The organism is Microbulbifer maximicatervae (SeqCode) (assembly GCF_052467615.1).
Map to the genome: position 1 here is coordinate 4,743,720 of NZ_CP174319.1, position 16,295 is coordinate 4,760,014.

Below are 16,295 nucleotides of genomic sequence, written 5' to 3' on the forward strand. Positions count from 1 at the left end.
AATAAGCAATCTTTTCAGGTTGAATACCTGGTTATTCTTCTCTTTTACATTTTTATGAGAGGTAAAATGAATATCTTTAAGTGGGTGATTTTTTTAGGCTTGTCACTGATAAGCCTTATGGCTTTTTCCTCAGCGAAAGTAACTGATAATATAACAATTGATTTTGAGAGTGCTGATAGATTAGTTGATATTTTATCTGGAGACAAAGTATCTGATAATCAATTAGATAAGCTGATGAGCTTGCAGGGTATACAAGCAACGATCCATCAAACCTCAAGATTTGACAATAAAGCCAATGCTGAGTCATTTCGGTCTAGTTTGATCGATGTTGTTGAAGGTAATCCAGTTAAAGATGATCCCTTTAGATTTCAACAGTTAAATGAACGATTGTCCGAAGTTGAAGATATACTCAAGATAATAAAGCGCAACCCTCAGCAATATTTAAATAGTGTAAAGAGGGGAATTGGTGATTATTCTCCTAAAGATATTTCCTTTGATACCAATATTTTTATGGTAGTTGGGGGAACTTCTGACGGTTGGGCCCAAGATGATAACTTTTATATTGCGCTGCAGTATTTTAAAGGAGATTATGAAGGTTTACTGACACTTTCAACGCATGAGTTATATCATGTTGTTCAGTCCAATTTTTATGGAAAGGGAAAAAATCCAGACTCTAATTGTGAGAAAATCTTAAATCAAACCCGTCTGGAGGGTATAGCCTCTATTGTGGGTTCTCCATTAAATGTTATAGACGGAAAAGAGTACACAGAATGGTTTAAGAAAAAATTTAAAAGAAATTTACAGCGAATAGATAGTAACTTTGTTTTATTTGAAACAATGCTTTTTCGTGCATGCATTGACTCAAGTTTAGACTTTGACAAAATCTATCATTTGGGTTTTTCTGCAGTATGGGATAGCCCGCTATATTTTGTAGGTTTCTATATCGGCAATAGAGTCGAAGAGTTAAAGGGTAGGGATTATCTGATTTCACTTTTACAGGAATCACCTTCAGCTATGTTTAAAGCTTATATCAAGCTTTATAAAGATGAGAAAAATAACGATTTAATAAAATTTGATAAACCGATTGAAGATATTATTCTTGCCATATAGCACCTAATCAAAACTCTAAGAGTTGGTTCTGGAAAATTTAGGCGCCTTGAATAGGCGTCTAATTCTCTTGTTACATACCCTAGCCTTCCCGAAAGCATCTAGCTTAAGCAAATTATCGATTAATAAGTTTGAAAAAAGGTGTATAGCTGTCTACTTTAAGTGGTACAGCCTTTATCAGACTTGATTATATTCAAATTAATTTATTTATTGTGTTTGCATTTAATTCTGCTGCTTTGGGATAATTGAGAGAATTATAAAGAGAATTTGTATGCCTAACAGTAAAGTTGGGGTGGTGATACCAACATACAATGAAAAAAATAATATTGTTAATACGTTGAATTCTATTGTTCATAATAATACGACTGATGTAAAAATTTATTTATCTGACGATAATTCCTCAGATACCACGGTTGGGTTGGCCGCTGATTTTCTTCAGAAAAATAGAATCCCATATAAAATTATTTTAAGCGATGGCAACAATGGGGCAGGCTATTGTAGGAATAGTGCTCTCGATCAAATAGCTGAACCGCTGACTTTATTTTTTGATGCCGATGATCTAATCCTCCCAAATATGTTGGATCGAGCTGTTTCAATTGCTACAAAAGTTAACAGTGATGTTTTGTTGATGGCCTATCAGTGTAGATTTCCAGGAAGCACTATTAATCTCGGTATGGCAGGTGATGACAATTTCATTTTCTACAGAGCGATTAGAACCTTTGGTAACAGGACTTTTTCCACTTTTGATCATGATAGCATTCTATGTTTAACACCCTTCCCTTGGAATAGATTGATTAAAACCAGTTATGCAAAAAGGGTTTCCCTTAGATTTTCACAAACGCCTGTACATAATGATGTGTTAGCACATTGGAATTTGCTCACAAATGCTAAAGATATTGCATTATTTGAATCCCCTTTTTGTATTCATAATGTAGATTCCACAGGAAATAGGCTGTCAAATATTTCAGATGCACGGCGTACATCTGTATTACAGGTTTTTGATGAGGTTGAAGACTTCTTTAATAAGAATATTAATCTTAGAGATAGATTTTACCACTTGTATGTCAAAAGCAAGTTAGCATTGTTTAACTGGTGCTGGCGTAATCTTGACGAAGAGTATAGGGGGAGCTTTCAATCTCAGTTTACAAGATCTTTTCTATCATTGAGTAATGCGGATTTGAGAATGCTCTTTGACAAAGATCCAGATACTGCTAATTCTGTATTAGATTACCGAACTTCAGTGGTATGAGCATGATTTCGATTGTCGTTATTTCAAAGTCTAGCGGTGTCTATCTCAATAACTGTCTGCAGAGTATTATTCGACAGCAGTACAAGGACATAGAGATACTTGTTCTTCATTTTTGCGAAAATGATGAGCGAAGCCGGATTAATAACTTTACAGGTTCAATGCCCAGAATTCGAAGTATTCATATTCCGAGTACTTCACAGATTGATGACCAGCTAATTTTTGAATTTGGAGTAAAAAATACTTTTGGAGAGTATATTGGATTTATCGATGAGGGAGATTGTTGGTACCCTACATTGATCCCTAAATTACAGGATATAGTCAATAGTGAGAATCCAGATGTAGTATTTTTTAGCCATAATAAACCCCTACAAAAATTCTCAGAATCCATTGGTGATAAATCCAGTTTTGTTTTAAAAATAAATTCTATAAATGTCAGGAGGTTTTATCGCAGGGACTTTGTTTGTGGAAATAAAATATCCGAATTTATTTTGGGTTCCTGCGTTAATGGTCACTCTCTACATTGGATAACAACCGTCAAGGCTAAATCAATATTAGTTTTGTCAGAAATTGGGTCGTATAGTTTAGTCAACATGGATGAAAAGAAAAGTGATCTAATGGTTCAGCGATTGGTGAATCAATACCATTTTGTATTTGACTACTTAACAAAAAATGCTAGTTATGCGGATTATAAGAATGATCTTCTGGGATGTTGGTTGCTGTATTTGATAGAATTACGACCGCTTTATGGTGATAAAAAAGTAATTTCTCTATTAACCAAATCAAAGTTAGTCGGAAAATATACAGAAAGAGAATTTAATGAAGCTTTGGGCAATCTGAAGTTGGACAGAGATAAGCAGAGTTTGGTGAAAGAGTGGTATTCTGACTGCAATAAGATAGATAAATATTTAAATCTATTTTATAGGTTGCTACCACCAAAGCTATCTAGCTATATACGGCAAAATGGTTTTAGATACTCCTTGAGCAGAGGTTTTCAAAATACTTATTATCGACTGCCTGATTGGGTAAAGCCACTGATAAAATTTACCAGGAAACGAGCCAGGAGAAGAGTTTCCAATAATGAATTGCTAGAGAGATTAGAATATCTAATAAAACAGAGCCGGTTTGAGCAGTATATGTCGATAATCAATGAGGGTTTTGAGAGCAAGCTATCGAATCAAATCACCGAGATCAAGAAGGAGTTGATGGAGCTTAAAAAAGAAGTTCATTAAAGATCTTTTTAGATGCTCCATAAAACAATCCAAAGTATTAATGTTTAATCTGATTTTTCTGAGTTCCAGCCACCTCCATACCCTTCAGAAGATATAATCTATCCATCCCATAGAGTGGATATATTTTATTAACATTCCACCACACATAAGAACTACCATTCCCCGTAAATAACCAGGATTAATTTTAAATAGAAAATGAGATCCCAGCCAGGCACCTATAACTTGTCCAATCATCATTAAGATTCCCGCAACCCAAAAAATTTGACCGGCAAATAAGAATACGATTAAAGATGCGATATTAGTGGAAAAATTGAGAGGTTTTGCATTGGCCGTGGAGGTTAGTAAATCCTGTCCTCTACAGGCAACGCCTGATAAGGCAAAAAATGATCCAGTTCCGGGGCCAAACATACCATCATAGTAACCAATAAATGGGATTACGCCATATTGGTATTTCTTTCTTGAGACCTTGGGTTTAGTACTACTGTGAGTAAGGGATGGAGAAACTATAAAATAAATAGCGATAAATAAAAGAACAGCAGGGATAATAAATGACAAAACATCAGTATTGATGAACTGTACTGCTATTGTGCCCATGGCTGCGCCAATAAAGGCAAATAGCATTAGATTTTTGATTCCATTCCAACTGATCTTGTTGTTTTTAAGCATCATGTAGGTAGCAGTTGCAGTACCAATACTGCCTTGTAATTTATTGGTGCCCAAGGCAGCTAGTGGCGGGACGCCACTAAGAATAAGAGCCGGTACAGTTATCAGGCCGCCCCCACCTGCTAGTGTATCAAGTAGGCCCGCAATAACGGCAACGAAAAACAAAATAAACAATAATTCTACAGAGAGGCTAGCGAACTCCAAGAAGGTATCTCCTTTCGCTTGGTATTATGGTAGATAGTGATTAGTACCAAAAATAATTTTTTAGTCGGTTTGTACTGGAATTCCAAAATTAATAAATCGATTTTTTTCCATGCCACCACATTAGGAAATTCTCTCCCACAGAATATTGGGGCAGGGAGTGGCGGCTTCTTTTAATCCCCTGTTCCTGTTCCATCTCGGTTACTTTTAACTTGGCGGCTTCAAACCATGCCTCAGGATTATTCACTCCCTGATTGAGGGCTTCACCGTAAAGCGCGGAACTAAACCAGGTGCGCTCGGAATCATCGCTACATCCAAAGGAGCTGCGATCCGCAGCGGCCGAAGTAAAGATGACCCGATTGGGGCTATGTAGGGCTTCTACCCATTGACCGGAAAAGCAGGCTGAAACAACGATCCACTGGTACTGGGCGTTAATATTGTCCAGCAATCGTTGCCCATCTTTCAGTGAGAAATCATTTAGGGGAATCTCCCCCTCGGCAATTTTGAAATCTCCATTTCGAGCACCATGGCTGACCAGGTGTATAAGAAGTAAATCTTCTTTGGGGTCCATTAATTGATCAATAGCATTGAGGCTTTCCTGGATACTGGTGCGGGTAGCCAGGGGGAAACCGTATCCGCCGCCGTTACTGAGGCGTAGCATACGTTGGTCAATGCTAAAGGCTTCATCGAGGCGCTCTGCCACCCAGTCCAGCTCCCTGGCAAATACTGGAGAGGTACCGTCACCACCTATCAGTAGGGTGTAAATATCGCGTACGCCGGGCCGCTGTGAGGGGAGGGCGGCTATGGCGCTTTGTAAGCGCTCACTCTCACTGTAGAGCCTGGCTTCTACTTGGGCACCGGGAATATCCGTCTGTGCGCGCCAGGCGTCTTCGCTGGGGTAATAAGTGCCATCGGAGAAATAACCAGGCTCTTCAATTTTGTTACCTTCAGCATCGGCAATAATTCGCACACCTTCACCTTCTGCTTCTCCATAGCGGAAAGTAGCACGGATAATCGTACCGTCGGGCTGTGTGAGTTCACCTTCGCCGGAATAGGAGCCGTATTCGAAATTGCCGGTATAACGATGACCATCGCTATCCGAATAGCTACCTTGTATTAAAAAACCGTTTTCAAAGCTGCCCTGATAAAAGCTGCCATCTTCTGCAGTGAGTTTGCCTTCGCCGTGGGGATCAAAGTTTAAAAACTCACCATGATAACTCCCACCTTCATCCCAATTTAAAGTACCGCTTTGCAGCTCCCCTTCATGGAACTCTCCCGCCCACTCAGTTTCATCGCAACTATAGCGACCTTTGCCGTGGGGCTCTCCATTGAGGAATTCCCCTTCATAGCTACAGCCATCACTTCCAGTTAACTCACCTTCACCTGTCATGCGGCCTTCTTGAAAGTCGCCACGATAATGGCTGCCATTGGGCCATTCGAGCTGACCCTGCCCATGAAACAGACCGTTAAGCATCTCGCCTTTGTAAACAGAGCCATCTGGTAAGGCGGTACCACCTGCGAACTGGGTTGGCTCACAGGCGCTGAGTAAGAAAATAAAAGGCGTTAAATAGGTGTATCTCATCCCATGATCCAGCGTCCGGCTTTTGGAATCAGACTAACAAAAAAAGATGCCAGAGGGCCTCTATGTTTTATTCAACTGGTCGAATTTAAGACCGTATTTATCTAAAAGTTGGCGTACCCGGTGTGAGTCGTTGTTGGATTTTTTTGAGGTGCGGCTTACTTGAAATAATTTGCGTCCGGCCTCTGCCATCGAATTGGACTCTGCACAAACCTGAATTAGCCCAGCTAGTTTGATTTGCTCGTAGTAATCCATCTGCTCGATGTGGTCACGCCCCAACAGTGTTTCGATACGGGCAAGGGGTAGCGATGAATCTGTTAGTGGGTTTTGCCATTTAATTCGCAACCTATGGATTTCCTCTTCCACTACCTGAGTCGTGATACGCCCACCGTCGGCGAGGGTACCCATACGCAGGATGCTGGCGTTAAGATCGCGAAAGTTCGCAGACCAGCTGGCCTCGCGGGAGCGCCCAAAACTCAGGTACTTTTCCCGTGCTGCTTTATTAAAACTGACAAGGTGTCCGGATTTCCTGGAGAAAGCCTCCAGCTCAAAATCTATATTGGGTTCCAGGTCTTCAATACGCTCTCGTAGAGAGGGCAGTCGGTAGGTCCACAGATCGATACGGGCGAGCAGGTCCGCGCGAAATTTACCTTCTTGGCAGAGCTGTACCAGATCCCGGTTGGTACCGGCGATCAGCTGGAAGTGACTGCTTACTTCCTTATCAGAGCCGAAAGGCATAAAGCGTTTGTGCTCAATCGCACGCAATAACATGGCCTGCTCGTCCAATCCCAACTCACCGATTTCATCGAGAAACAGCAGGCCCATATCTGCTTCCATTAGCAAGCCTGGACGGTGGGTGGTGGCACCGGTATAGGCGCCTTTACGATGGCCGAACAGCGCGGACATGGCATTTTCGCCGCGCAGGGTGGCGCAGTTAACGGCTACCAGGCCACCCTCCAGCTTGCCCCGCTGCTTGCGTAGTTCAAAGACACGCTGGGCCAGCTGGGACTTACCTGCCCCTGTGGGACCGGTAATTAGTATGGGGGCGTCGGAGCGAATCGATACCTGCTCCAGCTGCTCGATCATCTGGTTAAAAGCGAGATTGTTGGTCTCGATTCCCCCCTTCAGATAGGTGGTGCCCTCCTGGTGTTCCCTCTGGAAGCGCGAGGCAATCTGGTCGTATTTGGACAGGTCCAAATCGATGATTTGGTATTCGCCCGGCAAGCTACTGTTCTTTCGCGCCGGGGAAGTTTGCAGCAGACGCCCGGGGAAATACCCCGCCTCTGTTAACAGGTACAAGCAGATCTGAGCTACATGGGTACCGGTGGTGATATGCACCAGGTACTGCTCGTCATCCGGCTTGAAGCTATAGGCGCGGGCGAAATCCAGCAGATTGCTATACACGCTCTCGAAATCCCAAGGGTCATTGAAATTCACCCGGTGGTGGACCACTTCGGTCTCTGGAGAGACCCGCGCAATATCTTCTGTGACCTGGTCAGCCAGGCTTCTCGAGTGGTTGTCGAAAAGGAGCTCCAGCCGATCGATCAATAGGTCATCGTGCTGGCACATGGAAATGTTTGGGCGCCATTTATCCCAGCGCTTGTCGCCTTTGCCGCGCCGGTCCTTGCTGGTACCGAGAATACTGATAGCGATTGTCTTCATGCTATCTAAAATATGATTTAACTATCAAAAAAGATAGATATTTATGAATCCCCTGTCTCAAGAATTCTACTAAAAAATCCTGAGATAAAAAATAAATCGTTAAAAAACAATAGGTTACAAGTATTTTTCAGTTGTCTGCAAAAGTTGGCACCCAATTCGCTATATCAATAACTAAATGAAACACATGAATACCAAGCGCGGTTTCAAAAGGAGTAGAAGATGAAACCAATGCCATATGAAGTAATGCAGGCAGGTGGGGTACCGATTAAGTCTTGGACCCTGGGTGTGCCTTTTGAAGATGAAGCCAAAGCGCAGCTCAAAAATATCTCGCAGATGCCATTCGTCCATAAATGGGTCGCGGCGATGCCTGATGTACATCTAGGCAAAGGCGCCACCATTGGCAGCGTGGTCCCAACTCTAGGGGCAGTAATTCCCGCTGCCGTAGGGGTGGATATTGGCTGCGGCATGATGGCGGTTCGCACCAGCCTGACGGCGGCGCAACTGCCGGACAACCTGGCTGGAGTGCGCAGCGCCATCGAGCGCGCTGTGCCCCACGGCCGCACTGGACGACACCGGGGGAGAGGGCGGGACAAGGGGGCCTGGGAGAACCCACCGGACGATGCACTTGCCGGTTGGGTGCCTCTTGCCGCCCAGTTTGAACTGCTCAAAGAGAGGCATCCAGTATTAAAAAATACTAATAATATCAATCACTTGGGAACACTCGGCACAGGCAATCACTTTATCGAGATGTGCCTGGATGAACAGGGTAGCGTGTGGTTGATGTTGCATAGTGGCTCTCGGGGAGTGGGAAATCGAATAGGTACTTACTTTATTGAGAAAGCCAAGCGGGATATGGAGCGCTGGCATATCCACTTACCGGACAGTGACCTGGCCTATTTCCCGGAAGGTACAGAGCATTTTGATGACTATGTGCAGGCGGTGGAGTGGGCGCAGGAGTTTGCCCGTATCAATCGCGAAGTAATGATGGTGCGAACTATTAGCGCGGTGAAGCAGGCCCTGGGGATGGATTTTGAGGCACGGATGGAAGCGGTGAATTGTCACCACAATTACGTTTCCCGCGAGCATCATTATGGCAAAGATGTGTTGGTGACCCGGAAAGGCGCTGTAAGAGCGCGTGCCGGCGAAATGGGTATTATTCCCGGTAGTATGGGGGCCAAGTCATTTATTGTGCGGGGGCTGGGTAACGAAGAAAGCTTCTGTAGCTGTAGCCATGGGGCCGGACGAGTGATGTCCCGTACCAAGGCCAAAAAGCTGGTCTCCCTGGAAGAGCATCGCGCGGCCACCGCCGATGTGGAATGCCGAAAAGACGAGGGTGTGATCGATGAAACCCCATCGGCCTACAAACCTATCGAAAAGGTTATGGCAGCACAGAAAGACCTGGTGGAAATCGTTTACACCCTCAAGCAAGTGGTTTGCGTCAAAGGCTGACGCATTTTAGGCCAGGGATCGGCCGAACTAAAGCAATTGCCAAAGCATGCAGGTTGCCGGGCGAATTTGCCGGGTTGCCGCAACCGAGTTTGAGGCCTTTAGCCCGTCAGCGGAGCCGGTTCTGAATTCCGGCCCGGCACCACCGCCTATGGCGGCAGGTGTACCCACGGGATAGAAGTTCAAACGCCTACTTTGTAGCTCACTTGGTAGAGCAGTCGATAACTTATCGATTGGTAGCAGGTTCGATTCCTGTCAAAGTCCCATCGTTATCCAAACGACCTGGAAAGAGGCGAGAGCCTGGGGTTCGACTCCCCATTAAAAATCTACCTGGGGTCCGAAAGCCTCTTGATACGGTAAATAGGATTTAGCGATTTACTGCGGAGGCACTCTGGCAACTGTGTCGTTAATCGTGGGTCTGCCCTGTGCGATCCAGCGGCAAGATTTATGATTGTGTCTCCTGGCCAAGGATTTTGGCTGTAGGCTCAGGGGGAGCCAAGTGGAGAAAATCGTAATTCCTCTGCCGCTGGGGCCCACTCGGCACAAACGGTTTACCACCTGTCGCTGGACGGGCCCCACCCTTGCGGCCCAATGGGGTAGCGCAGTATGGAAACGGAATAAAAGATAAGAACCATGATATCTCTGTTCAAAATATGGAAGAACGTGGATGTTGCGGATAGCGAGCGAGTGTTGCTATTTCGCCGCAACCGTTTTGAAGGGGTGCTGCCACCTGGCAGCCATCGTATATCCCTATTGTCCGGTGATGTACGGGCAGAAACTTATGATATTACCGATGTGGTATTCGGTGAAATCAAAGCCAAATTTTTGTTAAACACCTATGGTGAGATCCTTGGTGAATACCTGCAATCCTATGAATTGTCAGACCATCAGGTGGGATTGTTTTACCGGGATAATCACTTGGTCGATATTTTGCCACCGGGTACTTTTCGTGCTGTGTGGAAGGGCGGTGAATCCGTGCGGGTGGAAATCGTGGACATTTCTGAGGAATACGCCATCGATAAAAAAGTCCTGGGCTTACTGGGGCGAGGTGTACGTGCTGGACAAATGCGCACCGCCCTTCAGGCGGTAAGCTACAACGAGATTCCCGATGAGCACGTGGGCCTGTTAATGGTCAACGGTAAGTTGGAAAAGGTGTTACAGCCCGGCTGTTATGGCTACTGGAAATACAACCGCTCTATCGAGGTCAAGGTACTGGACTTGCGGTTAAAAACCATCGAAGTCAGCGGCCAGGAAATCCTGACCAAGGATCGGGTCAGCCTGCGTATCAACTTGACTGGTGCTTACAAAATTGCAGATGCAAAAAAAGTAGCGCTAAAGCTCAGCGATAGTACAGGTTATATTTATCGCGAATTGCAGCTGCACTTGCGCGAGGCGGTAGGCACTCAAACCCTGGATAGCCTTCTGGCCGATAAGGACAGACTGAACATTGTGATTGCGACCGGCATCCGCGACAAGCTGGCGAAATATGGTATTGAGCTTACCAGTGTGGGGGTCAAGGATATTATTTTGCCCGGCGACATGAAGATGATCCTTAATCAGGTTGTAGAAGCACAGAAGGAATCTGAGGCAAATCTGATTAAGCGCAGAGAAGAAACCCAAGCAATGAGATCTCTGCACAATACCGCCAAGCTGATGGATAACAACCCGGTACTGTTGCGCTTGAAAGAACTGGAAGCTCTGGAGAGAGTCAGTACCCGCATCGATAAAATTTCCGTATATGGCGGTCTCGATGGGGTGATGAATGAGTTGGTGAAGTTACGCCCTACGGCTTAAAGGCGCCATTCACCAAAGAAAGATGTAAATTTTAAGGAATTAGATAGTGATTGAGATAGACGGCGCCCAGGGGGAGGGCGGCGGACAGATTTTGCGGACTTCCCTCACCTTGTCTGTTTGTTTAGGGGTACCGGTTCGAATTAAGAATATTCGAGCAGGTCGTAAAAAACCCGGTTTGTTGCGTCAGCACCTAGCCTGCTTGCGAGCAGCCAAAGCGATTAGCCATGCCGAAGTCAGCGGCGAACAATTGGGTGCTTCGGAAATTACTTTTGCACCGGGAAAAGTGCGTCCCGGTAAATACCACTTTCCTATTGGTTCGGCCGGTAGTACCAGTTTGGTGTTTCAAACCGTGTTGCTACCGCTATTATTGGCCGATAGTGCCAGTGAGTTGCGCTTCGAAGGTGGCACCCATAATAAAAGTGCTCCCAGTTTCGATTTTATGGTCCATGCTTATTTGCCTTTGTTGGCTCGTATGGGCGCAGGTGTAGAAGTGGCTCTGGATGATTATGGCTTTTACCCCGCCGGAGGGGGCTCTTGGCGTGCTCGTGTCCAGCCGTTATCACAGTGGTCAAAGCTGGAACTGACGGAACGCGGCGAACTTCTGAATCGCGAAGCAGTTGCCACCTCTGCCTATATTCCCGCTCATGTGGCCCAGCGTGAACTGGCACAGGTGCACAGAAAGTGCGAATGGCCATCGGAGCAATTGCATCAAAGGCAGGTGAAATCCCAGGGGCCGGGTAACTTATTATCGTTGCGGTTGCAATTTGAAAAAGTGACAGAAGTTTTTGAATCTACGGGTGAGCAGGGGCTGAGTGCCGAGCGAGTTGCACAGCGTGGAATCTCACAAATGCAGAGATATTTAAACTCTAGCGTGCCGGTTGGTGAGTATTTGGCTGATCAGTTGTTACTGCCGATGGCCCTGGGCACTGGTGGTCGTTTTCGCACTATAAATCCTAGCCCACATCTTCTGACCAATATCGAGGTAATTAGGAATGTTATTGGTACGGAAATACAGTTAACAAAATTTTGTGACAATGACTGGGAGGTTTGGGTTGGTGATACTTAAAGCTCTTCAGAGAAAAATATAGTTATCGGATGAAAATAGTTTTAGGTTATCATAGCCCCCCTCAAAGAAGCTTTTTCTTACTCATCCTACAAGGAAAATAAAGGAGATTTCTGCAAGCGTTAGAGGTGCTTTGGTACTGATTTTGGCATTAATGCTCAGACTAGCGAATATCTTTTTTAATTTCTCTTTCTGCGACATTTTTTCTTGATGAACTTTTTACAAACTTATAAAAGGAATTTATAGGAATGAGCACTAATTTCCTAAAGTTAGCGGTTCCTATGCTAGCTCTGATAATAACGGCATGTGGTGGCGGAGGGTCATCAACATCTGAATCGAATCAGGCACCAGTAGCCAGTTTTACTTTATCTCCTGAATCAGGGCTCTCACCAGCTGTTGTTAGCTTTGATGCATCTGCTTCCAGTGATAGTGATGGCAATATTAATAGCTACGACTGGGATTTTGGCGATGGTAGTAGTGCTAACGGGAAGGATGTCGAGCATACTTTTTATGCAGACGAAACCGCAGATCAGGAGTACACGATTAAGCTGACCGTAACTGATAATGATGGAGCCACGGATACAGCCGAGATAACGTTTACAGCACTAAAAAATTCACAACCGGTTGCAAAATTTTCGTACAGCCAACCAGATGTTAAATCTCGTTCAATTAAGTTTGATGCATCAGAAAGTACTGATGTGGAAAGTAGCGAATTACTCTACACTTGGGACTTTGGTGATGGTAATACCGGTGAGGGTGTACAGCCCGAGCATGAATACCAAGAAAACGGAGAATATGAAGTTCATCTTGTGGTGGACGATCAAACGGGGCTGACTAGTGAACAATCTATTAGCGTAATCGTCAGCAACGGAGAGTTTCTTATCTCGGGCCAGTTGTCGCTTTTGCAGGGTGTATTTGTTGATAGCGACACCAATGATTCAAACACCGAGCACATGCCTAATAACCTCATGAAAGATGCACAGGCAATTTCAAGTATTAGCGAAGTGTCTGGTTTTGTAAGCCGATTAGATAGCAGCTCCGAGGAAAGTCGGTACGATTTTTATCTCACTACCCTAAAAAAGAATCAAGAAGTATTCCTCCACATGCAGGAGTGGAATGATGGCAGTGCAGATATTGACCTGTATCTCATCGATGAATCTGGAAATTGGGTAGAAGGTTCATATGGTGTTGAAGATGAGGAGTCTGTGCTGGTACCTGAAGACGGTACTTACTATGTAGTTACACATGCTTACTGGGGTGCCTCAGCATACCGAATGCGATTGTCTTCAGTTCCGACGGTTGCCGGTGCAAGAAAAGGAATCCGGGCTAGTGACAATTTTGTGGCCAATCAGCTAGTAGCTCGTCTTAAGCCCAGTCTTAAAGCTGCTGGTATACAAGCGCTGGACTCAGTGGGTGCGATTAAGGGAAGTTCTGGAACTCATCGACCGATGCTGTTAGATGCTAATCAAGCTGCAATTGGGTTTGGTAAGGCTAAGGCAACCGGCACTGTTACAGATTTAAGCCGCATTGGAATAAAAGTTCCTAGTGAAGTGCAGTTCAAGTTGGAGACCATTGATGCACTTAAGGGCCTCCATGCCACCGGTCAGTTTGAGTATGTGGAATTAAACCGTATTCGCCAAAGTCAGTCAGTTGACGACCCACTTTACCCCAGAATGTGGCACTACTCGCAAATTGCTGTATCAGATGCATGGACAACTTCTACGGGTGAAGGGGCAATTGTCGCGGTATTGGATACGGGTATTTTATCCGGGCATCCTGATATGCAGGGCCAGTTAGTTTCTGGCTACGACATGATTAGTGATAGCGGAGCAGCACTGGATGGGGACGGTATTGACTCTAATCCAGAAGATCCGGGAGACGATCCCAACAGCATTTTTGACTCTTGGCACGGAACCCATGTAGCGGGCACTATCGCAGCAACGGCCAATAACGGCGTCGGTATTGCAGGGGTTGCTTATAACGCCAAGATTATGCCTGTGCGGGTACTCGGCTACGGCGGCGGGAGTGATTATGATATCGCACAAGGCATATATTTTGCAGCGGGCCTTACCAATGATTCTGGCACAGTCCCCGATCGCAAAGCAGATGTTATCAATATGAGTCTTGGTGGGCGGGGCTACTCCCAGACCTTGCAGGATGCGGTAAGCGCAGCTCGTGAGGCGGGTGTCATAGTGGTTGCGGCTGCCGGTAATTCTACAGATGATGCTACTAATTACTCACCAGCAGGCCTAGACGGGGTTGTGACGGTAGCTGCGACTCGAGAGGGGGGCGAATCTGCCTGGTACTCCAATTATGGCTCCGTTGTTGATTTGACTGCGCCGGGGGGGGAGACAGGAGAGTTCAATGCCGACGGTGGTGTGATTAGCACGGTCGGGCAAGAAACTGAAAGTGGGGAAATAGAATTTACCTATACGGGGATGCAGGGCACTTCCATGGCCGCACCTCACGTGGCTGGTGTTATTGCTCTTATGAAAGAGGAGTGGGAGTCAATGACTCCCGACGACTTTGATGGGTTAGTCACAGACTTCAAGGTTTCATACGGCGAGACACCGGATGCCTTTTACGGATATGGTGAAATTGATGCGGAGCTCGCTGTTGCCTCGGCAAGAGCCCAGGCCACTGGCTCAACTATGGCTGGTCGCCTTTATGTCGAGAATGGCCACCAGCGAGAGTTGTGGACCCAGACCGAGCTGGATATTGAGCTGCTCGCCGATACATCGGGAGTTTCGGTGGCTGAAGTTAGCGTGTCAGACTCTTGGTTAAGTGCTACTTACCTGGATGAGGAATCAAGCGGACTTGGTAGTTATCGAGTTACTGTAGATACCGATGCCATGCAAGCCGGACGCTATACCGGCACCGTCAGCTTTACAGCATCTACAGATACCCGATTTGATCTGTGGGTGTCGGTGCAGATTGCCAGTGAGGATGTTGCTTCAAATTCTTATGCTGGTGCCATATATGTGGAGTTTGTAGATATTGCAACTGGCGAAGCTGTTGGTCGGGTGATGGCAACTTATGATCCTGAGCTGGGAAGTTATAGTTACACCTCACCATCTTTGGATGCGACCTCGGAATCAGGCTTTGGTGTGATGGCTGGTACTGATGTCGATAATGATGGTGTTATCTGCGAGATAGATGAACTCTGCCAGCGTTTAGAAGGTGAGGATGGCTGGGATCCGGTGAGTGCAGGACCATCTCATATGAACGTGAAAAACGTAGATATGGAGTTGGGTGTGCTGTCGGATACCCTTGAAGAGTTATAAACTCAAGTACACTTGATTAAGTCTGGCAATCCCCATCCCTTGATGGGGATTGCTGCAAGTTTAAGCTCTTATCTACTTTTACTATTAAAAATAATGCATAGCATGGATTTTGAAGTACCGTTTAGTTAGTCAAGTCCGTATAAAATTCCATAGTTTTTACAATTGTCAAAATCAATAACTGACTATTGGTTTTCGTAGTTATTGATCTTTTCTTTTGTTACGGCCAGGTTAGTTCAAGTATTAATACGCAAACGGTGTCACGTATTCTGCCCCGCGATATTAATAACTATTTGGCCTGCCATCACCACTTTCCAGGAAGTCCCTCAAGCTGCCGAGTAGATAGTGGTCCCAACCACTCTTACACATATCCCAGCATTTAATGTCAGGGGATAGGCCAATATGAGTGAATATGATTTCGGTTCCATTGTTGGCACTGCTAAATTCAAAACGTAGTGTGGTTCCTTCCCACTCTTTGGGATCATCAACATATTCTGAGATCATAAAAGACTGTATACATTCGAGTTCTATCAGCTGCATAGGTATTAATTTTTTGGCGCGAAATATCCAATATGACTTCCCTGTAAATCCAGTTTTGGCGATATCGTCAACTGCCAAGAACGGAGCGCTTGTGGGAGTCCACCACTTAGGCATTTGTTCAGTTACTGCCAGATAAGCTCTTTCCTGTGTAACTGGACTAAAGAAAGATACGGTATAGTCAGACATAACTCTCCTCCCACTTAGGTTTTTTCTTTGGATAGATTTTAAATATTAGTTTTAGCGTTAAATACTATTCTTGCAAATGTTTAAGCTGAAATTATTTGGTTTATTGAGCCGGCCTAATGGTATTACTCTTTTATTTCACTCATAGTAACTGGTGTTTATTATGATTTTTTAATACCTATATTAGTTAAATTTGTTCAAAATGTTCCATTAAGCTGTTTTTTTCTATTTTATTTAGCTATGGAAGATCTGATTTCAAGTGGTTGATGTGTCTCAGTTAAATTAAATTGTAAAAGAG

11 protein-coding genes and 1 tRNA gene are annotated in these 16,295 nt (G+C 45.0%); 8 read left to right on the forward strand and 4 right to left on the reverse strand.

Annotated elements, in window-relative coordinates; all coding sequences use genetic code 11:
- The first annotated feature begins 66 nt into the window (after positions 1–66).
- The 3 genes from ACJJIM_RS20955 (at position 67) to ACJJIM_RS20965 (ending at position 3,585) form a co-directional block, all read left to right on the forward strand.
- Positions 67–1,110, forward strand: a complete 1,044-nt coding sequence (locus ACJJIM_RS20955; protein ID WP_444911878.1) for a DUF5700 domain-containing putative Zn-dependent protease — start codon at positions 67–69, stop codon at positions 1,108–1,110.
- A 268-nt stretch (positions 1,111–1,378) separates the two neighbouring features.
- Positions 1,379–2,356 carry a glycosyltransferase family A protein gene (locus tag ACJJIM_RS20960; RefSeq protein WP_444911879.1) on the forward strand — a complete coding sequence of 326 codons (978 nt, stop codon included), beginning with the start codon at positions 1,379–1,381 and terminating at the stop codon, positions 2,354–2,356.
- Between the two features lie 2 nt (positions 2,357–2,358).
- A complete protein-coding gene (locus ACJJIM_RS20965; protein WP_444911880.1) occupies positions 2,359–3,585 on the forward strand; it encodes a glycosyltransferase family 2 protein in 1,227 nt (408 codons plus the stop codon).
- Positions 3,586–3,669: 84 nt separating this feature from the next.
- On the opposite strand, the gene ACJJIM_RS20970 is transcribed toward ACJJIM_RS20965, so the two are convergent.
- The 3 genes from ACJJIM_RS20970 to rtcR form a co-directional block, all read right to left on the reverse strand.
- On the reverse strand, positions 3,670–4,452 hold the full coding sequence (locus ACJJIM_RS20970; RefSeq protein ID WP_444911881.1) for a TSUP family transporter: 783 nt from the start codon (positions 4,450–4,452) through the stop codon (positions 3,670–3,672).
- An 88-nt stretch (positions 4,453–4,540) separates the two neighbouring features.
- Positions 4,541–6,031 (reverse strand): C13 family peptidase, encoded by a 1,491-nt coding sequence (locus tag ACJJIM_RS20975; protein ID WP_444911882.1) that lies wholly within the window; start codon positions 6,029–6,031, stop codon positions 4,541–4,543.
- 60 nt (positions 6,032–6,091) lie between these two features.
- Positions 6,092–7,690: an RNA repair transcriptional activator RtcR gene (gene rtcR / locus ACJJIM_RS20980; protein WP_444911883.1), complete on the reverse strand. Its 1,599-nt coding sequence runs from the start codon at positions 7,688–7,690 to the stop codon at positions 6,092–6,094.
- 219 nt (positions 7,691–7,909) lie between these two features.
- On the opposite strand from rtcR, the gene ACJJIM_RS20985 reads away from it, so the two are divergent.
- The 5 genes from ACJJIM_RS20985 to ACJJIM_RS21005 all read left to right on the forward strand — a co-directional run bounded on the left by ACJJIM_RS20985 (position 7,910) and on the right by ACJJIM_RS21005 (position 15,277).
- Positions 7,910–9,139 (forward strand): RtcB family protein, encoded by a 1,230-nt coding sequence (locus ACJJIM_RS20985; protein ID WP_444911884.1) that lies wholly within the window; start codon positions 7,910–7,912, stop codon positions 9,137–9,139.
- Positions 9,140–9,328: 189 nt separating this feature from the next.
- Positions 9,329–9,400: transfer RNA gene (locus tag ACJJIM_RS20990), tRNA-Ser, on the forward strand.
- A gap of 369 nt (positions 9,401–9,769) precedes the next feature.
- A complete protein-coding gene (locus ACJJIM_RS20995) occupies positions 9,770–10,930 on the forward strand; it encodes a slipin family protein (protein WP_444895524.1) in 1,161 nt (386 codons plus the stop codon).
- Positions 10,931–10,976: 46 nt separating this feature from the next.
- Positions 10,977–11,996, forward strand: a complete 1,020-nt coding sequence (gene rtcA, locus ACJJIM_RS21000) for an RNA 3'-terminal phosphate cyclase (RefSeq protein ID WP_444911885.1) — start codon at positions 10,977–10,979, stop codon at positions 11,994–11,996.
- Positions 11,997–12,241: 245 nt separating this feature from the next.
- On the forward strand, positions 12,242–15,277 hold the full coding sequence (locus ACJJIM_RS21005) for a S8 family serine peptidase (protein ID WP_444911886.1): 3,036 nt from the start codon (positions 12,242–12,244) through the stop codon (positions 15,275–15,277).
- A 279-nt stretch (positions 15,278–15,556) separates the two neighbouring features.
- Here ACJJIM_RS21005 and ACJJIM_RS21010 read toward each other — a convergent pair whose 3' ends face one another.
- A complete protein-coding gene (locus tag ACJJIM_RS21010; RefSeq protein WP_413663988.1) occupies positions 15,557–16,000 on the reverse strand; it encodes an SRPBCC family protein in 444 nt (147 codons plus the stop codon).
- Positions 16,001–16,295: the final 295 nt, after the last annotated feature.